Here is a 21,872-nt window from a genome sequence, read left to right on the forward strand (position 1 = left end):
TACTGTGACTGTAGTGAGGATCCGACATCGCCTACCTCGTCGAGCTTCTGTCAGAGTTCGCCGGTGACGTGACCGTGCGGCCCTTTCCGATCGGGCGCGGTCCAACCACACCCTCGATGGGCGCCGGGACATCCGCCGGCGCAGTGCGCAAATTGAACAGGCAGGTTTCCGTCTCCGTGCCGAAGCGCAAAGTCCATTGCCGCGAAACAGCATCGATCACGATGTAGTCCTGCTCGCGGCGATAATTGATCAGCGATTCCCGACGTTCACCGTCGACTGTAAAGATCGCCGGCGTATCGCCGGAAAACTTCATGAACGTCTTGATGCCATCATCGAACACCCAGACCGGTTTCGCGCCAGCATCACCCTTGAAGCCGTAGTCGTAATTGACCTTGTCGCGACGAATATTTTTGATGTTGGGGTTCTTCTGAGCTTCCTGGGCCTGCTCCCAAAGCTCGGCCATGCCCTTCATTCCCGCTTCTTCGGGGTAATGAAATCGAAGCTTGTATGTTTGGTTCCTCGCGTTCTTCGAGTCATTCACCAACAATTCGAACGAATAGGTGCGCTTCGTCGTGATTACCGACAAATTGGTCGGAGCGTCCTTTTCCATCGGCTTCAGCGTCAGCGATCGCCGATCCGCCGAGGTCAGGATCTGCCACGACACCGTGTCGCCGGCAACGACCTGCGTGATCAGTTCGTCCGATCCAAACAGGATCGTCGTGACCATGCCGTAGGTGCCGGTGACGACAAAAACCTGCTCCGAAGAATATGGCACAGAGCGAATGCGCGGATCATATCGGCCCGGCCGCGCCAGCAGCTCTGCATGCGCTATCGGCGCACTCAGCGCTACTGCTAAAACTGCCAGCCCTAGCCGCCTCATTGAGGCAGCCCCGACGGCATCATTTCCGGAACCTTGGTGTAGTCTGTCACCACGAAACCAAGAGGATTGAGCAGGCGAACCTTCTGGTTCATCTCAAGATTGGCCCTGCGAAAACGAACAGTCGCCGACCACCTATCGACCTTCGCCATGCCGCCCTGGCGGCGCTCCTCCGTTTCGAAGCGCACGTTCATGGTCGTGTCATTGAGCGGATTGACAGACAGCAAATTGGTCTTGATGTCTCCTTGCGCGCCAATTTCTTTGATCGGCGAGCGCGGATTGCCAGGGTTCATCAGGTCTTCGTAGTCGCGATAGGCTTTGCCGTTCGGATCGGACCAGATCGCGATCGTATCGAACGCGTCAGCGACATAGCGTGGATCATAACTTTCGCGCTTGATCACATAGTTGCCGACGAATGACGCCCTCACCGCCTGGAGCTCAGACACCGACTTGTCTTTCTCCAGCGTTGTCACCGTCTCCATGTAGCCGGTATTCTTATCAACGATCAGCGGAACGACTTCGACCGTCTTCAGCGGAAACAGCTGTGACGACGCATAGACCGAAATTCCTGCTACGACCCATCCAGCTGCACCAGCAGCCGCAAGAGCCACCGCCAGCAGCGACATGAGTGACTTTTGCCTCGCCCCCCATGTCTGGTGTTGCTGATAGATTTCTTCAGGCCCCGCTACTTTTCCCTCAGGCTCCGTCGCCGCCTTTTTTTTGAACCACGCCACTCGAATTCATCTCCGCATCGATTTCGAGAATCACCGTCAAACCTTAGAGCCTGAGGCAATGCCACAGGCACCCTAAATTACACTAGAGTAGAAGAAAAGCGAAAAGTGATGCAATGCCGCAACAGCACCACGCTATCTCTAACCTGCCCGGCCTCTCATGCGATTGGCAAGCATACGGCCCATGGTAGCGCCACCCCTACCCGCTGCCATGGCGGCTCGACCTGCGGAAGCGGCGCCAGCCGCACCGGCGACAACAGCGGCCTTGCCTCCTGTTGCCACAGCCGCCACTTTTGTTGCTCCACTGACAGCAGCACTCCGCCCGCCATCACCAGGAAGTACGTTAGACATCACAGTGCCATACGCAAATGTTTGTGCAAAATCCGGCACTTTAAAAATGAAGAAAGTAACTAGAAGCATGTAGGCAATCATCGCCATCGCGATGCCTAAGGCGCTCTCTTCTACCGCCATTCCCGTATTAATCTTATCGATAAATGTCTGAATGAACCCAAATGCAAAACCTGCCATTACGTATGTGAACAGCAAGGCAAACATGCCATAAGCGATCCCCTTTACCCATGCTCCGAACACAAAATTTGAGATCGGAAAGAAGTAGCATAAAATTGCTATAGGACCGATCGCTAGCATAACTGCTACAATCATCTTGGCGAACAATGTTACACCGGTAAGCACCAAAAGCATCGGAATTAACCCAAAGCCCAACACCATAAATACGATCAAAGAACCCACGATGTTTGGCCATGCGGCAGATTCATGAGCGGCAAACAATTCCATCGTGAAATCATAGACCTTTTGTGCCACCAATCCGACTTGATCCGCCATGTTGGTACCGCCGCTAATGCCCCCCATTCGAGCTGACAAAGCCGCGCCTAGCTGTTCTGGCGTTTCCAGAAGCAGCTTTCCAACATTCTCGTGGAACAAAGCCCAAGACATCACAAACGCGTAAGCGAGCGCGACCTTGAAGCCGGTAACCGCCATGTCCTGCACGCTGATGTGAGAGCGCCCCAACGCTCCCCACATAAAGTAAAGTATCAGGAAGAGCGCCAATATCGACGAGACAAGGCCCGAATGCTCCGCAAATAGGCCCCACGCACGACCGATCGTCGCGGCGTTTATCTCGTTAAAATACTGCAATGCTGCCGAGTAGAAATCGACTAACGCGCGCCTTGGGTCCATTTACCGTACTTTCAGACTAGAATTGATTGACTGGCCTCATTGGCCCGCAATCGTCCGCCAGCTGCTGCACAGCCACCAAGCCCGCATTTTCGGGCTTTCCCTCGTCGGCAAAAGCCGTCGCGGCTACCGGGCTCTCATCGGCGGAACATTTCGCCAAAAGCTCTTTGGTTGCGCAGCCGCTCAGAGCCGCACAACCCATTATTGCCAGTACGATCAGATACTTCACTGCGACTGCACCTCGAACTCCTGAAGCTGTTCGCGGACAGATTTGCCATTCGATTGTTGCCCGCCCGCACCTTTCTTCGGCAGTTTAGAGAATGTCTTCAACGACTGTGACGAAGCTGCCAACGCCGCGCGATATCTTTGTGATTCCAACACTACCGAGTTGTTCAAAGCTCCCACCGCCTCATTGGCTGTCTGGTTGCCCTGCAACACCATCTGCGTGTTCTGCTCCAGCGCACCCTTCAAATCCTGCGCCTTGCCAATCTGGCCGGCGGCACCGGTAAAGGCGGTGGTGCGCTCCTTAGAAGCCGCGTTCATTGCGTCCGTCATCGCTGTCAACGTCGTGACCGTCTGGACGCCCTGATTGTAAGCATTGTTTGCGCCAGAAAGCTCGCCACCAGTCGCAGCATCCTTAACCATCTTGACCAGGTTCAGGCCGTTGATCAGCTGCGCTGCCATGTTCTGGAACTGCCCACCAATGCCGCCAAACGACGCCTGATTGCCCTGCAGGATCGAGCCGAAGTCAGGCGCCTGGCCCATCGAGAAGCCGCTTCCTGTCGCCAGCGACGAGAACTGACCGGCATCCTGTGTGCGATCACCCGTGATCGCCTGCAGCGTCCGCGTCGTGTTGTCCTTGATGACCGTCGTGTCCGACTGAATCTGCGACGTCAGTTGCTGGATCTGCTGATTGACCTGGATGTTCATGGCATCCGTCACCGGCACCTGCGCATAAGCCACGGCCGTCGATGCCAGCAGCCCGATTGCACTCGAGAGAATAATCTTCTTCATGACCTGTTTTCCTTCCGCTCTCACTGTGTCCGACGGCTATCAACAACCGTCACCAAACCAACCACATTGTCTTCAATTGCCGCGAATGACGACTCCAGTCCCTGGATGCGCGCCTGCTCCTGCAAATATGCCAGCATCCGCCCGACATCCGCGCTCGATGCATTCGGCGGCACCGCATAGCACCGCGTCGATCCAGTATTGACCACAGACGACGGGCACTGGATCTCGTGCATAGCGATCTCGCCCGAGCCGTCGCCAAACCTATTATCGTCACTTCCAGCACCTGAAGATCGCAAACTCGCCGACGCGCCCTTCAGCTGATCGAGCATCGACTGCTGCTTCAGCTTGTTGAGCTCGAGCGACTTGCCGACAAGTGCATTCCACTCCTGTCCCCGAGCAACCTGCGCCTCGGTGTTGCGGTCCATCGCCTCCTTCAGGGCCTCGCCGCAACCAGCCTCGGCCGAAACCGTCTCCGGCGTCGGGTTGCCCGTCGGCGTCTGGTCGCCATTCTGCTGCTTGTTACGCTCGTAATAGCCGCTCACCTTGCGCACATAATCCTGCGTCTCCTTGAACGGCGGGATCTTGCCATTGCGAAGCGACTGCCTGTGCGGACCGGCATTGTAACCAGCCGCCACAAGATCCAGCCGACCAGGATACATCGCCATGATCTGCTTCAGGTACTTCACGCCACCGCGGATGTTGTCGCGCATGTCATAAGAGTTCACGCCCAGCTGCTTGGCCGTCCCCGGCATCAACTGCATGACGCCGCGCGCCCCGACCGGCGAAACCGCGCTTTGACGGAACCGCGATTCCTGCTCGGCAATCGCCATCGCGAAATTCGGGTCAACGCCCTGGCGCCGCGCCTCCTCCGCCACCATCTGCCGGACCTGTTCCTGCGAGGCATTGCGCGGATTGTTCGGGCCAACCTGGCCGCCCCATCCATTGCCGCCGCCGAACGACGAGCAATCCATCCCGCCAGTGCCCTGCCCCGGCGCGAAGCTGTTCGTCGTGTCGCCAGCATTGCCGCGCGTCGTGCGCTGGTTCTTCTGGTACTGGTCGTACCATTGCTGCGTCGTCTTCTGGATCGTCAGCCGCGCACCGTCGATCACCGGCACCTGTGCATATGACGCCGTGGACGCGAGCATGGCGCCCGAAAGCAGCCATGCCGTCGCCGATTTAAGCAGTCTTGCGTGCATCATCGCCCTTCCCTCTCCAATCGCAGAACTTGTCCAACCACCCGCGCGGATCATCGCCATGCTCATCCCTGAGCATTTCGACTTGCCGCACCGTGTCCTCACGGCCCGACAACACCTTCACGAAATCCATCATGTGGCTCATGTCCACACGCGCAATCACACTGTCACGCGCATGCTTGATCAGCATGTAGCGTTGCGATGGATCACCATCCTTCACCCAGCGGAATTCGGCCGCCGACAAGCCAAAATGCTTGCGATAGCTGTCCTCGTCGGCCTTCGGATTGGCGAAGAAGATGTTGGTCGACGTCTGCTCGATGATCGTGCGCGAGACACTCGACTTCACCACGTCGTCAGCCGACTGCGTGCCAAAGATCACCAGCCCATTGCGCTTTCTGATCGTCTTGAAATAGTCCTTCATCGAGCGCTTGAACTCGTCGTCGTCAAGCAGCTTCCAAGCCTCGTCCATCAGATTGATCACCGGGGTCTTGCCGTCATAAATCTGGTCGAGCCGGTGGAACATGTAGAGCAACGCCGCCGTGCGGACCTGTGGGTCATCCAGAATGCTCGTCATGTCGAAGCCGATCATCGGCCTGGCAATGTCCAGCCTGTCCTCAGCATTGTCGAACAGCCAGGCGTACTGCCCGTCATCAATCCACTTCTCCAACCGCGCCTGCAGGCTTGCTTCCGTCCGCTGCGACCCCGACAACAGCGAACGCAGCGCCGACATGCGCCGGAACTTCGGATCGCTCGTCGACATGATGTTCTTGATCGCCGTGCGGATGATCTGCTCTTCCTGCGGCGACAGGTTCTCACCCTCCTTGTTCGGCTTCAGCATGAAGCTGATCAGCCGATACAAAAAGACCCGGTTCTCTTCGTTGTTCTCCATCGAGAACGGATTCCAGCCGGACGGCTCGCCCGGTTCCAGCGTCATGTACGTGCCGCCGGCGGCACGAACCATGATGTCCAGGCCGCGATCCTTGTCGAAAATCACCGTCTTCAGGTTCGGATTGACCCGGTACGCCTGGTTGATCAGGAAACCCATGATCACCGTCTTGCCCGAGCCGGTCGGGCCGAACACCGTCGTATGGCCCACATCGCCCTGATGGAAATTGAAGAAGAACGGCGTTCCCGAGGTCGTCTCGAAAATCGTGATCGCCGGCCCCCAATGGTTGCCGTCCGGCTTGCCATAGGGATAGGCGTGAAAGCTGCTCAATCCCGCGAAATTCAGCGTCGATATCGTCGCCCGTCGCGCAATATAGGGCTGATTGCCCGGCAGCTGCGCCCAATAGCACGGCTCGCAATTCCAATCCTCGCGCACATAGGATGCACCCAGCGCGCCGAACTCGGAGCCGATCACCGCAACCGCCTCATCAAGGGCGTCAATATTCTTGGCGATCGGCATCACAGTCAGATGATGCTCGGCATAGGCGACGTTCTTACGCGCCAGCGCATCGCGCGCAAACTCCAAGTCCGTCTGGATCGAGGAACCGCCCTCATCCGACTTCGACAACTGGCGATCCAGCCGGTCGATCTTGTATCGGGCCGACTGATCGTCGACGAACGAAAGAGATTGCGTCACCACCATCTCGAAAGGTTGCTTGATGATAAAGTCGAGCATGCCGGCGCCGGTCTCCGGCGGATACTCTTTCAGCGACACCATCGCCGCAAAGCGATCGTCGGCCCTCGTATCGCCCTCGAGCTGGATCGTGCGATTGCCGAATGTCGTGCGCGCCGCCGGCACCATCTCGTCCAGCGGCATATCTCCAAGCAACATCGGCCGCACCCGGCCACCATTCAAAAGCGTATAGAAAAACTCGGCCTGCTCGGAAAACCACACAACCCGCGCGTCCGGCTCCAGAACCATATCATCACTGATATCGCGGAAAATCCGACGCCCGTCAGGCATCTTCACTTCAACGCGCTTCACATCGCGCAGAACTTTCGGACCATAGGCATCCAGGCTCTTTTCCATCGCCCGCGTCGCCTCGACCAGCTTGTCACGCATCGCGCGGAACTGCTCCCGGGCAACCATATTACCGCCGGCGCCCATGATCCGGCTGAGCAACGACCCCTTCTTGAACACCGGCCGAACCACCACCGACACATAGGTGTCGTTCACGAACATCTCATTTTTCGAAATGCTCGACTGATAGACCTCGTCCAGCCGCGCCATGAACGGATCAGCATAATTGCCCGGCAAGGACGGCTTCACCTTATGGCGAATGACATGCGTATAGATCGCAAAGCTGCCCAGGCCCGAAATCGCCCTGAATGCCGAATTGCGCTGCCTCTGCAGCAAATTCACATAGTCGATGTCCGCCGTCTCGAACGAAAACCCGTTCAGCCGGATCGTCGTCACCAGGCAATCATTCTTCAGCCGCACAATGCCATTCTCTATCGGCGCAAAATACGGGACATGCGTCGACACCCCCTTGTCCGCGAAGATCTCCCATCCGCGCGACAAATTACCCCTCAATGCACCCGCGACTGTCGTCATCTCATTTCCCGTATGTGGTCAAACCACCGCCCAGCCTGCGGCCAACCGGATTGACGCCGCAAGCCGACTTGCGCGCGATGATGTCGAACAGCCACAGATCGATCTTCGTACACGCCACGTACAAAATGGCGTGCAACACCGTGAAGACGACCGGAAACCACAGGATCGACCCCAGCGCCAAAAACGCCATCAACGACACAAAGCATTCTGCCAGAAAGAAACTGTACGGAATGCCAAGCACCGTCGGCGGCCGCGTCATCGCCAAGATGACGCGATACGTCTCGACTTCCTCGATGTCGTCTTGCTCAGCCATGGCGCGTCACATCACGGCGTGCCGCCACCGCCACCACCACCAGCCAGGAAGCTGACCAGCTCGGCCGCCGCGAACATGCCCGCCAACGAGCCGCCGACGCGCAGCAACGCGCCCCAGTTCCAGTAGCCGAACGCCGCCGCCATAAACATGCCGATGAAGGCGATCGCGCCAACCGACCGGCCGAACGGCCCGGTGAAGAACTGCACGACACGCTGTGCCGCGCTCTCAAGAGCCTGAAGGTTCTGCGCCGCTGCCGGCTCCATCGATGTCAACAGAAGCACGCCAGCCGTACCCGTCGCCATGACCGAATGCACCACCAGCTTCTGGCTGCGCGGAGAATTCCACCCTTCCTTAGCGGCGTCCTTCAGGCCCGCCCAAAATGTCTTTACGCTGCTCATAGACTGCCTTCCTTTCTAATTTTCACAGGACCATTCGGATCCTGCGCCTGCTCCTCAGTGGCGCCCCCCTCAAGGACGGGCTCGTTCGCTGAAAACACCAACATCGACGATCGCGCACGACTTCCGCCGCGACCTGAAACCTGCCTTGATCCCGAGGCGCTTACTCCACCCCGCGGCTTTCCAACTTTTCCGATGTCGCCTGCCTTGTAGGCATTGGTGTAAAGACCAACGACGCGCGTCACATAGTCCGCCGTCTCGCGAATGAGCGGCATCGACGTGCGAACATCCACTTTCGGCTCGCCCGCATTGTAGGCGGCCGCAACCAGAACCGGATTGGCGTACTTGTCGACCAACACTTTCAGGAAACGTGCCGAGGCCCGCACATTCTGCACCGGATCATTCAGATCCTCGGCTCCAAACGACTGCCCCGTCTCCGGCAGCATCTGCATCAAGCCGATTGCGCCGGCGCTGCTCACAGCCTGCGGATCAAACGCGCCGTTTTCCGTGCGCGCGATCGCCAGCATCAAATTCGGATCGACACCCTCGTCGCGCGCCGCCTGGACAATCAGCCCCGCATATTCTTCCGGTATGCCGACTATCAGATCCTGACGCACTTCTGTCTCGCCGCCGCCGATGGAACCCGTCACCAGCTGCTCCGTCGCTTCTGCCGCCGTCTTGGCTACAGACAGATCACGCGGTGCTTCAACCCGTATCGGCCCATCCGCATAGGCAAACACATTCGCCGACGAGCGTGCCGCCTCCTTGCGCCTGGACGGAACATCGGCCGCCGCCGCCCTCGGCGCCGATGCCGCCTCCCCGAACCTTTGTGAAAATGCGCTGTCGCTCAGCGGCGCCAAATCCGGATCGACGCTCACCACGACCGCCGGATAATCCTGCGGCTGCGCGAATCCAGACGCGGCCGTGGACAACAGCGCCACAGCCGCTAATTGCAAGACGCTACCGCGCGTCCATCTCGTTGGCATTGCCCGCATCTGTAAGACCTGAACGTTTTTGGCGCTCTATCTTACACTCTAGTAGAATCTTTTTCGCGCGGCGCAAGCCTAAAAAATGTCACCACCGTCACATTTTTTGTTTGTCAGATCGCAAACAGCATGTCGCCACACAGCCATCAAGGCTGATCTACCCGCCCTTGCGATCCCAAGGATCGCGCTCGCGGCGATAACGCAACTGCTCCCGATTCCCGAGATACTTAGCAAGCTTCACCGCCGTCCCGCCCTTCACGAAAACCGAGCCGGCATCGGCTCCAGTTCGATAGCCGACGATCGTGCAGACATAGTTCGGCAAGGGCGGGTTCACCCGAACGATCTCATAGCAGGACGTGACCTGATACTGGTACTGATCGCCCAGCGCCTGGAACCGCCGGTTTCTCTGCTGCACTGGCCCCAACCAGGTCCCGACATAGGCCGAAACCGTCGTCTGCACCAACTGGCACTCCGAGAAATTGCCATAACCTCGACATTTCGTCAGCTTCAGCCCGGCCCACGGATGCGACACGGCATATGTCTGTGGCCTCACCCCTGATGCACAAGCCGTCAATGCAATCCCCGCCGCCGCCAGCGCTATAAGTCCACCAATCCGCATCCTATGCCGCCTTCTCCGACCAGCCATATCCATCATTCACAAGACCTTCGACGATCTGCTCATACGCAAAAACACAAACCTTTCCGGCATCATCAGTGCAGCTCAGCGAACTCACGACAATGCCGGCCTGCCCGAGCTGCTCGACCATGACGCCGACTTCTCGCCCGCCGATCGCAGCAACCGCCGTCCAATCCGTCTTGGCCCCCTTGCCGCCAAAGCGAGCCGACCAGGCATAGCTACCACTACCCAGATCCAGCATGAACTCGACCGTCCCATCTTTGCCGCCCGGATCCGTGCACGCACCACGCGCTACAACCGCGAATGACGGCCCGATCGTCTCCGACACCTCAATGATCGTACCATCATGGAAATTGGTGGTCTCAGCAGCCTCTGCGACGATCAATTGCCGTTCGTTGAACATCGCCCGCTGCGCACCCCACTGCACAAAATTCTCCATCACCGCATCGGCAACCTGGTCAAGACCGCCAGATTCGCCGCAATGCTCGCACACAAGCGACATCACGCCCTCGCGCAGCTGCAACAGATCCTCCGCCCGCTGCGCCACAAAATCACAGCCATGCAAGTCGGCCGACCTCCAGCTGCGCACCACGCCGTAAATGCCGAGACGGTTCACACTCTTCGCGGATCCCACACTGCATTCTGTGTCGATGACGCCGTCAACGATCTGGCTCATCGGACCCAGCACCACGCCATAGCTTCGGCTTTGCGCCCCGCACTGCCCACAATCGAACTGTGCCGGCACCAGGAACCAATCCTGCGAAAACACCGCGTTAACGCTCGCCTGCCGCGCCTCAACCATCCTGCTTTTCCTCCGGCCAGATGCTCACCGTTCCCCGCGCCATCCCGGTCGACATCAGCGATTGCGCAATCAGCGCCCGTCCAGCCAGAGTGACCAAAGCCCGCAGCACATCGCCCTTGCTCTCGTCGAGGCATGCCTCGGCCAACCTCAACGCCAACACGTTCTCCTCGCCTTCCGCCTGGATCACAAAGCGCTGCGGCCCCTCTTCCCTTGAGCCGCCAACCTCGTCTTCCGCCAAATCGAAAACCTCGTTCCGATATCGTCAGAATTTCACTACAGTAGAATTTTTATGATCGCAATCACTCTCGAAAATACGGCCGGCAGCTCCTTCGGAACCGCCGGCCGAACACTTCGTCCGTCCACATGCCTCCCGGCCGCTATTTCTCTATGGCCGTTGCCGCCGGCGCAATCGACGCAGATTCCGACAAATTCAGGACCTGCCACGTCACCACGCCTGCCAAGATCACAAAGAGCACAAAGAGCACTGCGATCACGACCTTGCGATGCTGCTCAATTCGCCACCAAAAACGCTTACTTCGCATCCGAAGGGAGGTATCGTTTATGATTAAGGCCGTCGCCGTTACGCCTTGTATTTCTTGATCTATTTCCGTTTCCAGCCCTTGCCGGGTCTTCTCCAGAATCTGCTCGTAAGAAGCACCCAGAAATCCCGATTTGATCATCCATTCGTAGGTGTGACGGACCAATCGCCCTTCCTCCAAGGCCGGCAATTCCATCTGCAATTCGCGCATGCAGGTCCGTACCGCGTGCGCCGTACGCTCCAATGTAATGAGATTATCTTCCGCCAGAAGTGCTTGAATTCCCGTCGCTTTCAGCATTCGCACCAATTTCCCCGCCGTTTGCTGATCCCGCTGCGGAGCCATCCGCAATTTCATCGCCAGAACCCGCCAAGCACGCCGGCGCAGCCTCGCTTACGCCAGTTCCGGCGACGCCAACTTTTCCCGTAAATTACACTCCAGTGCAAGCCGCTACGCGGACGCGCTCTATGCCTGCGGCACCGAGCCCCGCACACGGGTCTCGGCCCATCCGGGTGACGATCGCTCTTGCAGCCGTCATCACCGCCGCGCTTGCCCGCCACCGTATTCGCCTCGCTGGACCAGCCAGCGAACCTAATCTTCAACGATCATCTTAAGACGCGACCCAAGGGGGACAAGCCCCCCTTACCGTCGCAAAGCGCCACCTTGCGCCTCAGGTGCAGCAGCTAGGTCGCGCCTGCGGCGCAACCTCCATGCGCACCCTCACCGCTGCGCTGACGCTTTCCGCCATCCCCCCTTTCGCCGGCAAGGAGAAGGCCGGGCGTGCGCCCCGCCTTCAGCACAATTGTCCATACCCGGAGACCAAAATGCCAAGCCAAACCGCCGGCTACCTCATCGACCCGACAACCGGAACCCTCTCCATCGCAGCCATCCACGATCCAGCCGATCGCCTCGGCCACGACACCGGTCACCAGATGCAGTTCATCCTCTCCGCCAAAACATTCGACGTCCTGCCCTTCGAAATCGACGGCGTCAGATACCTCGCCTGGCACGACGCCCTGTGCTTCGAAGGTTATGCGACAGGCCTCATCACCATCGACAAATCACCGTTCATCGCCGGCCGCTGCATGATCTTCGCCGACGACGGCAAAACCCCGGAAGACGCCGACGCAACACCCTTCGGCCTCACACCCCAAATCGCAATCACTGATCTCGCGAAACGCGTCACCTGCTACCGACCGGTCATCATCCCGCGCCTCACAAACGGCGCGCCAACCGGATTCGATCTCGCCCTCGAGCGCTCCAGATTGACCGTCGTCTCCTGATCAGCCAAATTCTCAGAATAATCAGGGGCCACCTCACCATATAACAAAGCAGGCCGGCGACGCAGCCGGCCTTATCACGATCGGGGATCTCCTCAAGGCATGTTGAATACAATTCGAAAGTGGCTGAACGGACGCGCCGACCGCAAATATGAACGTATGCCGCCATTGCCCGCACACCAGAATGCTCCCGACAACCTCTACGACATGATGCCGAACGATCTTGCCGCCCTGGCCAAGGCCGGCGACGGAAAGGCTGCCTATGTGCTCGGCGATATTTTCGATCAGGGTGATCGAGATAGGCCTCGCAACTTCAAGGCCGCGCTCGGGTGGTATATGCGTGCCGCCGAACTCGGCGACGGCGATGCATTGAACAATCTGGGCAGCATGTCCCAGCACGGCGACGGCTTGCCAAAAGACATGATTGCAGCCCGCAACTATTATGAACGCGCCGTGGCAGCCGGAAATCCCGTCGCGATGGGCAATCTCGGGAAATTCTACCAAAAAGGCGACGCCGGATTGCCCAAAGACGGTGTCAAAGCCCGCGAACTCATGACCAAGGGCGCCGAACTGGGGGACGCAAATTCAATGCTTTCCATCGGCTACGACTGGCGAAACGGAGTGAGCGGCCGACGCAATCCGCGCAAGGCACTCTTCTGGTACAGAATGGCAGCGAAGGACGGCCATCGGAGCGGATACTTCAATCTCGGGCAGAGTTACAGGCTGGGAGATATCGTCCCGCGCGACTATGCCAAAGCAAACGAACTGTACGAGCATGCTCGCTTGAGAGGCAGCGCCTCTGCAACCTATTGCCTCGGCCTGCTCTACTGGGACGGCCTTGGTTGCGAAAAGTCGCCCGCCAAGGCGCTCGGCTATTTTCGCGAAGCAGAAGATGCAGGCGATCCCGATGCCCCAGAGGCCATCAGAATCCTGCTAGAACAACACCCAGGCCTCCAACCGGAGGAAGATATCTAGCACCCGATTTGCGCTCCCTTCCGCCAACGGGTCGGTCATTCGCTTCCCAGCTAGTCGAGCTTCATCCCAACCAGTTTTCGACCTTCAACTCCCGAATCCGTGTGAACTCGCTCGTATTGCCTGTCACCAGCACCGCCCCCAGGGCGTACGCATGTGCTGCGATGAATAAATCGTTCGGTCCTATGGGCCTGCCAGCTGCCTCCAGTTCAGCCCGTATGCCGCCATATTCGGCGTCTGCCGGCACATCGAGCGCAAGCACTTGCATACTCCCGAGGATGGCCTCAATCTGCTCCAGCAACCTCACTGATCCCTTCTTGGCGCATCCATAGCGCAACTCGGCCGCGGTGATGATGCTGACGCACACCGCATTCGACCCAACCTCGGCAATCCGACCCGCAACTACACCCTGCGGCCTGCGGGCAAGCTCAGACACGATATTCGTGTCCAGCATGTAGAGCGTGCTCAAAGATGGATTTCCTTCAACGGCAGCAGGCCATCATCAATGTCGGGAAATTCATCCTCCGGCCCTAGCGGCGTCAGACCAGCCAGCACTTCCAGCAGATCCTTGCGGCGTATCGGCTCTATGATCAGCCGATCTCCCTCGCGGTGAATCATCACCTTTTCGCCGGGGAGCTCGAAATCGGCCGGGATGCGCACAGCCTGGCTCTTGTTGTTGCGGAAAAGCCTAGCCTCACGGTGATCATCACTGGATAGCGCCATTGCGGCCTCCGTATGCATATGCCGTTGTATATACATCACGGTGCGACACTGTTCAATGTCGTGTGTCCATACCGGAATCTGGTGATACCCAGCCCTCGCAAAAGCTGCTGTCCTTTCGCGAAAAGGACAAGCCCATGCCCATTATCTCCCGAACCCTGGCTGAAGATATCACCGGCCGTTGGCAGCTGGTCTACGATGCCGCCGAACTGCACCTCTATATCGGCTTCGCAAGACCGGATTCCGAGCCGCCACCCGAGGAGAGTGTGACAGTCGACGACTTCATCGCGACTATCCCCTCGACCGATCTGCGGGCGCAAGCCCAGAATGCGCTAACGGGCTTCCTGGAAACCGTCATCGACGAGCCCACCGTCGTCGCCTCGTTGCGCTCAAGAGCTCACCAGTTGCGCCGCGGTTCAATCGACATGACAGACGTCAAGGCCGTCGCCGCCACCTGCGCTTTCCATGCATGGTGCGACGCCCAGGAAGACGAATACGGCTTCTGGATGAATATCTTCAAGGCGCTGCCGTAGCAGCAATATTATCTGTCAACGTTCCCGCTATAGACGCGATACGCTGCCAGACACCACAGTCCAAATCCGACCAGGCCGCCGATCCCGAAGATCCAGCCCACACCGGCCGGCAGCCACGCCATCATCAGGCCACCGAGCACCATCAGCAGCGCGCCAAGCAATACCGGACCTTTCACCAGCGCGCTTGTGTTCTCGCCTTCTGTCATCCTCTATCCCATTTTCGGCTCACTGATTGAGCGCGTGCCAACCATAACCGCCTGTTCGGATTCGGCGTCGAGTTCCACCACGATAAGCCGGCGTCTTCAATGCGGCGCGCCGCCTTGCAGCAGGTAGCGATAACCGTGTGTGGTCATCCATTTCGCACGAGCAAGATGCGTTTCCCATGCCTTCCTTGCCCGGTCATGTTCCTTGTCCGGATCGATATGGAGCACAATTCTTGCCACCTCGCGCCAGTCTGCGTCGTCCGCGTCCGCATCGAGTAGTCGCAAATAGGTGACGAAATGCTCCTCATCGTAACCGGTGAGCACATGCGACTCCGGCGCTACATCGGCGACGTTCGGGTCCAAGGGCGTCTTTCTCATTCGCTCCTGCCTTTTTTGTAACTTGTCAGTTAGTCCGGGGCATGAATCTCAATTATCGCGATCATGAGTGGCCCTGCCACCCGGGTTTTCTTTCAGGCACGATGTCCTTGGCGTCCTCGTCCCAAAGCGGATTGCAGTCTGTCGGCTCGCCGCCATCAGTTTACAGAGCTTGATCCATCGAAGACGGCAAGCTGATCCGCCGAACAGTCTTCGGCATGGAGGGCGCCGCGCGGCCTGAAGCTTACCTTTGCAGGACGACTGCCTTTCGGAATAGGATAGATGATCCCAATGATATGGCCGATCCTGCCGTCAGAGTGTTCAATCAACTGCTGTCTTTTTTCGTAGAACAGCGTCTGCGCCTCTTCTTCAGTCATGTGCTCTCCTTCGCGCCCAGCCGCAACCACCTACCGCTACCATTCACCATCGTCGTTCGTGCCTGTCAGGCCACTCTAGAGCTACTGGTGAGTGTAGCCAGTTGGCATCACCCATTGGGGTACAGGGTCGCTACCAACTAGCGTAATGTTCAGGCCGTTTGTCCGGATATAGGCGAGCGCCTCTTCCTCCTTATCGAAGCGCATTGCTTCGCGACTGTCGCGGGCGATGCTTTGGCCGTCAAAGGCCAGAAGCGTTTGACCCAATATGTCGCCATTTAAGCTGATTGCCCACGGTTTCATGGTCTTTCCCAATCTCCCAATCGTGCCTTTGCTGGAACCGCGAACGGCTTCCCTCTCCCTATTTGGATGATCGTCTTCTGATCCAGTGCTCGTACAGAAAGATCAGCACGGCGATGATTGCAAGCAGCCACGAAGTCCTGTCATAACCATTGAAAATCGCGATGCCGGACGCAACAGCGACAAGGAGTGCGACAAGCGTTCTCCAGTCGTCGCTGATCCCTGCTTTTAGAACGCGCCGCATCTCTACCAATCGGCCTCGTAGATCATCCATCCGCCGCTCCCATGATGATCGTTTCCATGTCTCGCCTGCCTTTTCTGGATTCTATCCGGCGAGAGCCTGCGGTCGCCGCTCAACTGCGGCGAAGCCTGCGACTACAGCATGTGCCGCATTTGCCTGGCCATCCCGTATTGCCGCAGGCACGCAGGGCAGGCGCTGCCAGCTTGGCGAACGGAACGAAGTGCCTTCAAATTCCATTCTCACCACCTCGAAAGTTTCCGGAAAGTGTCCTCGAACCGGATCATGCTGATAGAAATGGAACCGCGACGGGTCGAGCGGCGGCGCATCGACGCGGCGCTTGAACCAATTGGACCATGAGCGGCGATGATCCCGACTGTCTATCCCTTGTTTCCTCCCGGTCGTCAGTTCGCACGCCTCCCGGAAAATCATTCTCGACGAAATGCGCGCCCTCGGCACCTTCGCCGGCAACCCGCTCGACGCAATCCCGATCTCAGCGATCGACGGTCTCTTTCTCGCCAGCTCGGCCACCTTCTCATCCGCCCTGGAAGACCGCCACATCAAAACAGGCGGGATCCGAACAATGCGCGATCTCGCCGACGCCCCACAATTCATCGAGCCTGGCCGCAACAGCCGCATCGCCAAAGTCCAGATCACGCGCGGTCAGTTCAAGGGCCACCTCTCCCGCTATCGCCAGATTTCCGCCGAAACTGTCTCGTGGACGGCGTCCGGAGATCCGGATCGAACGGCTTCCCTAATCGACAATGCCCGTCAGATCGGTGCGCTGCGCAAGGACGGCTATGGCGTCATCGCCGCTGTTACCGTCGAAACAGACCCGGCGATTGATCCCCTAAGCTTTAAAGGCCGCCCCTTGCGCCCTATCCCGGTAGATCATCCATGCGCGGCCGACATTGATCCTGCGACCCCACAGGCTGAAGACACCTGGCGTCCGCCTTACTGGAGCGCGGAGAATCGAGCCCGCTGTTATCTGCCCGATCGGCAGACCTTCAACTGAGCCGCGCCATTGTGACCGCTACGAACGGCCCCAATTCCACCCGCCAACGGAGGGGCCGGCAGCAGAATCCGGCGCTATTGCCCGCGCCAGCAACCGCAGCGCCTGGTCGGACCGTTGCAAGGCCACTGTTCGTCCGCCGGCCCCTTCTTGACGGTCCGGACCTCCTGACATGGGCGAAAGCTGAGGGCTTCCAGGACTGCCTTCCAGCTTCCGACCTGCACGTCACCATCATGCTGAGCCACATCGCAGTTGACTGGTCATCAATGCCAGCCCTGTCTTGCGCCCCCTTGATGGCTCGCCGCTCGAGTAAGCGATCCGTGCGCCGCTTCGGAGAGATGGTCGTGCTGACGTTCGGCTCCAAAACGTTACAACGGCGATACGCAGCTTACCGCCTCGCTGGCGCCAGCTGGGGGCTGCCGTCTTTCCGGCCGCATATCTCGTTCTCCATCGACACACATCGCGACCTCACGGCCGTAACGCCCTATTCAGGCCCTCTCCTGTTCGGTCCGGAGATCCGCAGTGAGCCTTTCGGCGATTTGACACTGACGATTGACGCTCAAACACCCTGACGATTACACTATCGTCACATTATAAGAATCGCAGACATGTCAAAGATCACCCTGTCCATCATCTCCCTTGCCCTCCTTGCGCCGGCTCCGGCACTGGCCCAATCAGGATCATTTCCGCTCTGCTCATACGGCAAGCGATCACAATGCGTAGTGGACGGCGATACGTTCTGGCATGGCGGAGAAAAATACCGGCTGAAGGACATCGATGCGCCCGAGATAGCCGGCGGCGCCAAGTGCCAGCATGAGTACCAGACCGGCGTTGCAGCGGCCTACAAGCTGCAGGCAATGCTTGAATCCGGCATTGTCTCAATGACGCCGTTCGGCCAGGACCGCTATAAACGTAAACTCGTAGCGGTTCTGACAAATCAGGGCGATATTTCCAAGGCGCTCATCGACGCCAAACTTGCACAGCCATACGGCCGCGGCGCTTCACGAGCCTCATGGTGCTGAGCGGCCGCGCCGCCGACCCGCCCAGCGCAATCGGCTTTTTCCTGCGGCTGTTCGCCTTCATCATTTTTTCGGGACTTCTGGTCAGAGCCGGTTACTGGCTCATCGGTCCGCTCGACAACAGGTTCCGGGAGATCGAGCACGTAGTCAGGCTCTTTGTTTTCGGCCCGTTTCTTCTGTTGGCACTCTATCCCCTGCTGATCCTGGCCGTGGAAACGCTTATGCATTTCGTACCAACGCCGATCGCGCGCACCCGGTCCTGGAAAGAGGCCACACTCAGAAAAGCCGAAGAAAACGCCGCCCTGGCAGCATTCACTTCGGCTTTCTTCCTCGCCGTCGTGCTGGGTTTGCATTGGGTAATCGGCCAGATCGAAGATCCGATCAGTCTCATATTGCTGCGCTGGTCATACTGGCTGTCACTCGCCAGCTTGGCAATCTCGGCTGGCGCGGCACTGATGGGTTTCTTCGTCGTAAGATGGCGCGTTTAGCGATAACCCATCGATTGTTCCCACTTCGCCTGGTCTTCCTGGCGATTCCGTTGGGCAATTAGGTTGTCGTTAACAAAACGGTTCCGCTTTTCTTCTTCAGTTTCGGGCCTCAACGTAGCCGACAGCGCTCCTCTAAAAAGCCAACCGCCAATAACCACGACAAGCAGCAATGAGCAGACTTGGATCCAAAAGAAGGATTGGTAAACATCCCTGCCCCAGCCGCCGATTGCGAAGCTCAACTCTGCATCAATGAATGCCGTTCCAATCCACAGCGCGAACCATGCAACGATCGCTATGCATGGCAATACCACCGCTAGTGCAGCCAGAAACAGGAGGACTTTCACAGCAGTCCATGCTGCAACGGCTGACCACAACGCTAGGCGTCCCACGGCCGCCATTGTCTTGGTCAACCTATCAATCACCGCACTTTGCCCATCGTTTTCCAAGCTTAGCCGCTTGCACTGTCGTGTAATTTTCTTTTATAGCATAAAGTCGTCGGTTCCAAAAGCCGGTGGTGAGATGCGCGGACTAGTTCTTAGGATTTTAGCTGCACTGGCAGCTTCAACGGCGAACGTCGCTGCCCAGCAGCAGGCGTCGCCCAGTTCTGCCAAGTTTGTCGACTATTATCAGAATGCGTATTCGCAAGGTCGCGACCTGATACCAGGGCCACAAACGGCCCTTGATCCAGCTTCATTGATCAATTCACTCAAGCTCGAAACCGTCACGCCGGAAGCCGCATTGACCGGTGCCGCATTCATTGATGCAAACAACACCGTGATCAAGCTGGCCGGCATACAGGGATGCCTTTCCACCCAGCAGCTCCGCATGAGTACCAGTAGTGCCTCATGCTCGATGATCTCACTCGCCGGGCTTAACGCTGCGCTCCAGACCGCGTCGGCACCTGCAGGTGGTGCATTTCCATGCCATTTTCTTGCTACAAACACTGGCAATCCACCCGTTCGTTTTGCCGAGTGTTTCTTCATCAAGGAAGACGATAGCGTCCAGCCGCTCTCCGAGTACATCATTCGTCAGGGCTTCGCTTTCGCGGCACGTTCACCCAACGGCATGCCGCTCTTTCCCGAATATGCTGCCGCTGAATCTGACGCCGCCAAGGCCAAGGCCGGCATTTGGGCCAACTCATCCTTCGTTCACCCCTACGGCGAACGATATCGCAATCTTCAGATGAATTGATGCGAGTCTCGACAATCATGCTCATTGCTGTCATCGCCGGATCGCTCACATACGTTCATTTTTACGTGCTGCCGACCTTGCCGACTTCACCGTCGACAATTCAAGTTCAAGCACAGCCGGCACCGTCTGCCGGATCTCCAGCACAGCCACCAGATCCAGCCGGCAATGCCCCACCGTCAAACTTCTCGCCATTTCCGACTGAGGCGCAGTTCGAAAGCGGCGACAGCTGGATTGCGAATGGCAAACGCTACCGCCTCTACGGCTTGCAATCATGCCTCCGCGGCACCTCGATTACACTCTCACAAGGCGTCAAGCGCGATTGCGGCGAGCTCAATCTGATTATGGCGCAAGCTATCATTCGCGACGCCAAGCCAGTGTGCACGACTGTTCACGAACTCGACGTCAATAACATGCTCGTCGTCTGTCAAACGACGACAGGCAAAACTGGCTACGATCTGGCAACCTTCATGATCGCGCAGGGGTGGGGCTTTGCCGCCACCGGCTCGCAGGGTCAGCTCATCGTACCCGGCTACCGCGTTGCGGAAGAAGGCGCTCGCACCGCCCGCACAGGCCTATGGGCTTATTCTGATATGCCACATCCCGTCGCCGTTTTGCTCGACCAGCAGAAGCAAAAGATGCCGCAGACTACGGCCACACAACCATGATCATTCTTAAGTCACGTCCTATGCTTGTCGCTTGCGCCATCCTTGGCATAACCCCGGCATTCGCCCAGAGTTCACTCGACATCATGCTGCCGAAGCAGATTTATGGCCGTGTGCAGGTTCTGGACGGCTCGACTATCGAATTTCTGGAACCGAAACAGCCCGTTCGCATCGCCGGTTATCTCGCGCCAAGACTGGAGCAAAACGCCAACACCGACGGGGTTGAGTGGCCTGCCGGCCAGGTCGCCCGCGCCTGGCTCATTCTGCGCACGCTCAAACGCGACGTGAACTGCGCCCCCGTCACTCGGGATACTAACGGCACCCTGCTCGCTCACTGCTTCGTTGAAGAAACAAATCTGGCGGCGACGGCTATCGCCGACGGCATCGGCTACGCTTTCAATTATCCCGGCGAACCACAGGTACCGGCCTATTTCGACATAGAGCGCCGCGCTCGCGGTCTCGGCTTCGGCATCTGGTCAGATCCAAAGCTTCCGCCTCCGTGGAATTACAAACCTGCCGCTCCTACGAAACCGGCCACGCCATCTCCTACCCAGGAACCGGGAATCCCCGGCCTGCCCTTGCCGCCGCCCTCTCCAGGATCAAACGACACTACCCCGCGAGGCTAATTATGAAGACTTTTCTGATCGCACTTGTGTTTTCTGCCTCGGCAGCGTCGCCGATTGCCACTGCCGTTGCGCAGACTTCGCAACCACCGGCCGCTCAACTCGATCCCGCTCAGTGCGGCGCCGGCGGCATGGGCTGCACACCAGACGAGGTCCGCAAATGGATGGAGAAAGGCAACGAACTCGCCGATCTCTCCAACGCGGCTCTCAGCCAGTACGCATACGCCTGCGCTCAACACCCGGACTGGAAGAATGACTGCGATACCGATCCCGCCAAGGTGATGAAGCGGCTCGGCATCACCGATTACCAATAATGTGAGGCAGCAACCATGAACCAGACCGTCTCATTGAGCATTACCGGCCTCGTCTCTCTGCTTATCGGCGTAGGTGGTGGTTACGCAGTCGCCAACAATGTCCAGGCAACCAAGATCGCCGACCTCACCACCCAGCTTGCAACGCTGCAGAAGCAGGTCGATGAGTATCAAGAAGCATCGCGCCTTGATGCACCCACTAGCGAAGAAGCCTCAGCGGCTCTCCAGTCCGGCGTTTTCTCGGGTGGATCGATCAGTGTTGATGAATGTCAAAAAGACACTGTTACCCCAGGCGTCGTCTGCTCGGGCTTGGTCGTGACAAAGAATGGAACTCAAATGCCCAAAACACTCCGTTTTGTGAAGATCGGTGGCGTTTGGACATCCGAGCATTGA

The 21,872-nt window shown here is 58.2% G+C and carries 31 protein-coding genes and 1 pseudogene; 11 read left to right on the plus strand and 21 right to left on the minus strand.

The window, feature by feature from the left end; genetic code table 11:
- Nucleotides 1–31: 31 nt before the first annotated feature.
- The 13 genes from NDO48_RS29660 to NDO48_RS29720 form a co-directional block, all read right to left on the minus strand.
- Nucleotides 32–880: a TrbG/VirB9 family P-type conjugative transfer protein gene (locus NDO48_RS29660; protein WP_267322110.1), complete on the minus strand. Its 849-nt coding sequence runs from the start codon at nt 878–880 to the stop codon at nt 32–34.
- Nucleotides 877–1,611 (minus strand): virB8 family protein, encoded by a 735-nt coding sequence (locus NDO48_RS29665; protein WP_267322109.1) that lies wholly within the window; start codon nt 1,609–1,611, stop codon nt 877–879. The genes NDO48_RS29660 and NDO48_RS29665 overlap by 4 nt, the downstream gene beginning before the upstream one ends.
- A 138-nt stretch (nt 1,612–1,749) precedes the next feature.
- Entirely contained in the window at nt 1,750–2,805 is a 1,056-nt protein-coding gene (locus tag NDO48_RS29670; RefSeq protein ID WP_267322108.1) for a type IV secretion system protein, read from the minus strand.
- A gap of 222 nt (nt 2,806–3,027) precedes the next feature.
- A complete protein-coding gene (locus NDO48_RS29675; RefSeq protein ID WP_267322107.1) occupies nt 3,028–3,816 on the minus strand; it encodes a conjugal transfer protein in 789 nt (262 codons plus the stop codon).
- Nucleotides 3,817–3,836: 20 nt separating this feature from the next.
- Nucleotides 3,837–5,015 carry a lytic transglycosylase domain-containing protein gene (locus tag NDO48_RS29680; protein WP_267322106.1) on the minus strand — a complete coding sequence of 393 codons (1,179 nt, stop codon included), beginning with the start codon at nt 5,013–5,015 and terminating at the stop codon, nt 3,837–3,839.
- Nucleotides 4,993–7,509: a VirB4 family type IV secretion/conjugal transfer ATPase gene (locus tag NDO48_RS29685; protein WP_267322105.1), complete on the minus strand. Its 2,517-nt coding sequence runs from the start codon at nt 7,507–7,509 to the stop codon at nt 4,993–4,995. Before NDO48_RS29685 ends, NDO48_RS29680 begins: the two co-directional genes overlap by 23 nt.
- Nucleotide 7,510: 1 nt before the next feature.
- The gene (locus tag NDO48_RS29690; RefSeq protein WP_267322104.1) at nt 7,511–7,822 is read right to left on the minus strand and encodes a VirB3 family type IV secretion system protein; all 312 of its coding nucleotides are present in this window, start codon (nt 7,820–7,822) and stop codon (nt 7,511–7,513) included.
- Nucleotides 7,823–7,833: 11 nt separating this feature from the next.
- Entirely contained in the window at nt 7,834–8,220 is a 387-nt protein-coding gene (locus NDO48_RS29695; RefSeq protein WP_267322103.1) for a TrbC/VirB2 family protein, read from the minus strand.
- Nucleotides 8,217–9,158, minus strand: a complete 942-nt coding sequence (locus NDO48_RS29700; RefSeq protein WP_267322102.1) for a lytic transglycosylase domain-containing protein — start codon at nt 9,156–9,158, stop codon at nt 8,217–8,219. Before NDO48_RS29700 ends, NDO48_RS29695 begins: the two co-directional genes overlap by 4 nt.
- Before the next feature lie 202 nt (nt 9,159–9,360).
- Complete coding sequence (locus NDO48_RS29705) at nt 9,361–9,666, minus strand: hypothetical protein (protein WP_267322101.1); 306 nt, start codon at nt 9,664–9,666, stop codon at nt 9,361–9,363.
- Between the two features lie 157 nt (nt 9,667–9,823).
- On the minus strand, nt 9,824–10,642 hold the full coding sequence (locus NDO48_RS29710; protein WP_267322100.1) for a hypothetical protein: 819 nt from the start codon (nt 10,640–10,642) through the stop codon (nt 9,824–9,826).
- Nucleotides 10,635–10,880, minus strand: coding sequence for a hypothetical protein (locus NDO48_RS29715; protein WP_267322099.1), 246 nt, complete (start codon nt 10,878–10,880; stop codon nt 10,635–10,637). Before NDO48_RS29715 ends, NDO48_RS29710 begins: the two co-directional genes overlap by 8 nt.
- Nucleotides 10,881–11,019: 139 nt before the next feature.
- On the minus strand, nt 11,020–11,478 hold the full coding sequence (locus tag NDO48_RS29720; protein ID WP_267322098.1) for a hypothetical protein: 459 nt from the start codon (nt 11,476–11,478) through the stop codon (nt 11,020–11,022).
- Between the two features lie 524 nt (nt 11,479–12,002).
- Here NDO48_RS29720 and NDO48_RS29725 point away from each other — a divergent pair.
- Both NDO48_RS29725 and NDO48_RS29730 read left to right on the plus strand, forming a co-directional pair.
- Entirely contained in the window at nt 12,003–12,461 is a 459-nt protein-coding gene (locus NDO48_RS29725; protein ID WP_267322097.1) for a hypothetical protein, read from the plus strand.
- A gap of 99 nt (nt 12,462–12,560) precedes the next feature.
- Entirely contained in the window at nt 12,561–13,433 is an 873-nt protein-coding gene (locus tag NDO48_RS29730; RefSeq protein WP_267322096.1) for a tetratricopeptide repeat protein, read from the plus strand.
- Between the two features lie 61 nt (nt 13,434–13,494).
- On the opposite strand, the gene NDO48_RS29735 is transcribed toward NDO48_RS29730, so the two are convergent.
- Nucleotides 13,495–13,899 carry a type II toxin-antitoxin system VapC family toxin gene (locus NDO48_RS29735; protein WP_267322095.1) on the minus strand — a complete coding sequence of 135 codons (405 nt, stop codon included), beginning with the start codon at nt 13,897–13,899 and terminating at the stop codon, nt 13,495–13,497.
- A complete protein-coding gene (locus tag NDO48_RS29740) occupies nt 13,896–14,153 on the minus strand; it encodes an antitoxin (RefSeq protein ID WP_267322094.1) in 258 nt (85 codons plus the stop codon). Before NDO48_RS29740 ends, NDO48_RS29735 begins: the two co-directional genes overlap by 4 nt.
- Nucleotides 14,154–14,287: 134 nt before the next feature.
- On the opposite strand from NDO48_RS29740, the gene NDO48_RS29745 reads away from it, so the two are divergent.
- Nucleotides 14,288–14,683 (plus strand): hypothetical protein, encoded by a 396-nt coding sequence (locus NDO48_RS29745; RefSeq protein WP_267322093.1) that lies wholly within the window; start codon nt 14,288–14,290, stop codon nt 14,681–14,683.
- Nucleotides 14,684–14,691: 8 nt separating this feature from the next.
- Here NDO48_RS29745 and NDO48_RS29750 read toward each other — a convergent pair whose 3' ends face one another.
- The 5 genes and pseudogenes from NDO48_RS29750 to NDO48_RS29770 all read right to left on the minus strand — a co-directional run bounded on the left by NDO48_RS29750 (nt 14,692) and on the right by NDO48_RS29770 (nt 16,209).
- Nucleotides 14,692–14,889, minus strand: coding sequence for a hypothetical protein (locus tag NDO48_RS29750; protein WP_267322092.1), 198 nt, complete (start codon nt 14,887–14,889; stop codon nt 14,692–14,694).
- A gap of 96 nt (nt 14,890–14,985) precedes the next feature.
- A pseudogene (locus NDO48_RS29755) lies at nt 14,986–15,279 on the minus strand (DNA -binding domain-containing protein); the annotation flags it as partial.
- A 140-nt stretch (nt 15,280–15,419) separates the two neighbouring features.
- A complete protein-coding gene (locus tag NDO48_RS29760; protein WP_267322091.1) occupies nt 15,420–15,638 on the minus strand; it encodes a hypothetical protein in 219 nt (72 codons plus the stop codon).
- Between the two features lie 81 nt (nt 15,639–15,719).
- A complete protein-coding gene (locus NDO48_RS29765) occupies nt 15,720–15,938 on the minus strand; it encodes a hypothetical protein (protein WP_267322090.1) in 219 nt (72 codons plus the stop codon).
- 58 nt (nt 15,939–15,996) lie between these two features.
- The gene (locus NDO48_RS29770; protein ID WP_267322089.1) at nt 15,997–16,209 is read right to left on the minus strand and encodes a hypothetical protein; all 213 of its coding nucleotides are present in this window, start codon (nt 16,207–16,209) and stop codon (nt 15,997–15,999) included.
- Between the two features lie 406 nt (nt 16,210–16,615).
- Between NDO48_RS29770 and NDO48_RS29775 the strand changes: the two genes are divergently transcribed.
- From NDO48_RS29775 to NDO48_RS29785, 3 genes are all read left to right on the plus strand, one after another.
- Nucleotides 16,616–17,188, plus strand: coding sequence for a hypothetical protein (locus NDO48_RS29775; RefSeq protein WP_267322088.1), 573 nt, complete (start codon nt 16,616–16,618; stop codon nt 17,186–17,188).
- A 605-nt stretch (nt 17,189–17,793) separates the two neighbouring features.
- On the plus strand, nt 17,794–18,207 hold the full coding sequence (locus NDO48_RS29780) for a thermonuclease family protein (protein WP_267322087.1): 414 nt from the start codon (nt 17,794–17,796) through the stop codon (nt 18,205–18,207).
- Complete coding sequence (locus NDO48_RS29785) at nt 18,198–18,692, plus strand: hypothetical protein (protein WP_267322086.1); 495 nt, start codon at nt 18,198–18,200, stop codon at nt 18,690–18,692. The genes NDO48_RS29780 and NDO48_RS29785 overlap by 10 nt, the downstream gene beginning before the upstream one ends.
- Here NDO48_RS29785 and NDO48_RS29790 read toward each other — a convergent pair.
- Nucleotides 18,689–19,138, minus strand: a complete 450-nt coding sequence (locus tag NDO48_RS29790) for a hypothetical protein (protein WP_267322085.1) — start codon at nt 19,136–19,138, stop codon at nt 18,689–18,691. The two genes, NDO48_RS29785 and NDO48_RS29790, sit on opposite strands and share 4 nt — an antisense overlap.
- A 73-nt stretch (nt 19,139–19,211) precedes the next feature.
- Here NDO48_RS29790 and NDO48_RS29795 point away from each other — a divergent pair, with 73 nt between their 5' ends.
- The 5 genes from NDO48_RS29795 to NDO48_RS29815 are packed head-to-tail and all read left to right on the plus strand — an operon-like array spanning nt 19,212 to nt 21,872.
- Nucleotides 19,212–19,883 (plus strand): nuclease, encoded by a 672-nt coding sequence (locus NDO48_RS29795; RefSeq protein WP_267322084.1) that lies wholly within the window; start codon nt 19,212–19,214, stop codon nt 19,881–19,883.
- Between the two features lie 17 nt (nt 19,884–19,900).
- Complete coding sequence (locus NDO48_RS29800; RefSeq protein ID WP_267322083.1) at nt 19,901–20,548, plus strand: thermonuclease family protein; 648 nt, start codon at nt 19,901–19,903, stop codon at nt 20,546–20,548.
- A complete protein-coding gene (locus NDO48_RS29805) occupies nt 20,545–21,171 on the plus strand; it encodes a thermonuclease family protein (protein ID WP_267322082.1) in 627 nt (208 codons plus the stop codon). Before NDO48_RS29800 ends, NDO48_RS29805 begins: the two co-directional genes overlap by 4 nt.
- Before the next feature lie 2 nt (nt 21,172–21,173).
- Entirely contained in the window at nt 21,174–21,482 is a 309-nt protein-coding gene (locus NDO48_RS29810; protein WP_267322081.1) for a hypothetical protein, read from the plus strand.
- A 15-nt stretch (nt 21,483–21,497) separates the two neighbouring features.
- Complete coding sequence (locus NDO48_RS29815) at nt 21,498–21,872, plus strand: hypothetical protein (protein ID WP_267322080.1); 375 nt, start codon at nt 21,498–21,500, stop codon at nt 21,870–21,872.

The sequence above is a fragment of the Aminobacter sp. MET-1 genome (assembly GCF_026521175.1).
Classification (GTDB): Bacteria; Pseudomonadota; Alphaproteobacteria; order Rhizobiales; family Rhizobiaceae; genus Aminobacter.

Bases quoted from the DNA above. Each gene is read 5' to 3' on its own strand.
- NDO48_RS29760 (WP_267322091.1), bottom strand. From the start codon at position 15,638: ATGACTGAAGAAGAGGCGCAGACGCTGTTCTACGAAAAAAGACAGCAG.
- NDO48_RS29800 (WP_267322083.1), top strand. From the start codon at position 19,901: ATGCTCATTGCTGTCATCGCCGGATCGCTCACATACGTTCATTTTTAC.
- NDO48_RS29710 (WP_267322100.1), bottom strand. From the start codon at position 10,642: ATGGTTGAGGCGCGGCAGGCGAGCGTTAACGCGGTGTTTTCGCAGGAT.
- NDO48_RS29785 (WP_267322086.1), top strand. From the start codon at position 18,198: ATGGTGCTGAGCGGCCGCGCCGCCGACCCGCCCAGCGCAATCGGCTTT.
- NDO48_RS29770 (WP_267322089.1), bottom strand. From the start codon at position 16,209: ATGGATGATCTACGAGGCCGATTGGTAGAGATGCGGCGCGTTCTAAAA.
- NDO48_RS29750 (WP_267322092.1), bottom strand. From the start codon at position 14,889: ATGACAGAAGGCGAGAACACAAGCGCGCTGGTGAAAGGTCCGGTATTG.
- NDO48_RS29795 (WP_267322084.1), top strand. From the start codon at position 19,212: ATGCGCGGACTAGTTCTTAGGATTTTAGCTGCACTGGCAGCTTCAACG.
- NDO48_RS29815 (WP_267322080.1), top strand. From the start codon at position 21,498: ATGAACCAGACCGTCTCATTGAGCATTACCGGCCTCGTCTCTCTGCTT.
- NDO48_RS29810 (WP_267322081.1), top strand. From the start codon at position 21,174: ATGAAGACTTTTCTGATCGCACTTGTGTTTTCTGCCTCGGCAGCGTCG.
- NDO48_RS29685 (WP_267322105.1), bottom strand. From the start codon at position 7,509: ATGACGACAGTCGCGGGTGCATTGAGGGGTAATTTGTCGCGCGGATGG.
- NDO48_RS29745 (WP_267322093.1), top strand. From the start codon at position 14,288: ATGCCCATTATCTCCCGAACCCTGGCTGAAGATATCACCGGCCGTTGG.
- NDO48_RS29725 (WP_267322097.1), top strand. From the start codon at position 12,003: ATGCCAAGCCAAACCGCCGGCTACCTCATCGACCCGACAACCGGAACC.
- NDO48_RS29660 (WP_267322110.1), bottom strand. From the start codon at position 880: ATGAGGCGGCTAGGGCTGGCAGTTTTAGCAGTAGCGCTGAGTGCGCCG.
- NDO48_RS29720 (WP_267322098.1), bottom strand. From the start codon at position 11,478: ATGCTGAAAGCGACGGGAATTCAAGCACTTCTGGCGGAAGATAATCTC.
- NDO48_RS29740 (WP_267322094.1), bottom strand. From the start codon at position 14,153: ATGGCGCTATCCAGTGATGATCACCGTGAGGCTAGGCTTTTCCGCAAC.
- NDO48_RS29680 (WP_267322106.1), bottom strand. From the start codon at position 5,015: ATGATGCACGCAAGACTGCTTAAATCGGCGACGGCATGGCTGCTTTCG.
- NDO48_RS29765 (WP_267322090.1), bottom strand. From the start codon at position 15,938: ATGAAACCGTGGGCAATCAGCTTAAATGGCGACATATTGGGTCAAACG.
- NDO48_RS29730 (WP_267322096.1), top strand. From the start codon at position 12,561: ATGTTGAATACAATTCGAAAGTGGCTGAACGGACGCGCCGACCGCAAA.
- NDO48_RS29775 (WP_267322088.1), top strand. From the start codon at position 16,616: ATGCGCGCCCTCGGCACCTTCGCCGGCAACCCGCTCGACGCAATCCCG.
- NDO48_RS29675 (WP_267322107.1), bottom strand. From the start codon at position 3,816: ATGAAGAAGATTATTCTCTCGAGTGCAATCGGGCTGCTGGCATCGACG.
- NDO48_RS29690 (WP_267322104.1), bottom strand. From the start codon at position 7,822: ATGGCTGAGCAAGACGACATCGAGGAAGTCGAGACGTATCGCGTCATC.
- NDO48_RS29670 (WP_267322108.1), bottom strand. From the start codon at position 2,805: ATGGACCCAAGGCGCGCGTTAGTCGATTTCTACTCGGCAGCATTGCAG.
- NDO48_RS29780 (WP_267322087.1), top strand. From the start codon at position 17,794: ATGTCAAAGATCACCCTGTCCATCATCTCCCTTGCCCTCCTTGCGCCG.
- NDO48_RS29805 (WP_267322082.1), top strand. From the start codon at position 20,545: ATGATCATTCTTAAGTCACGTCCTATGCTTGTCGCTTGCGCCATCCTT.
- NDO48_RS29695 (WP_267322103.1), bottom strand. From the start codon at position 8,220: ATGAGCAGCGTAAAGACATTTTGGGCGGGCCTGAAGGACGCCGCTAAG.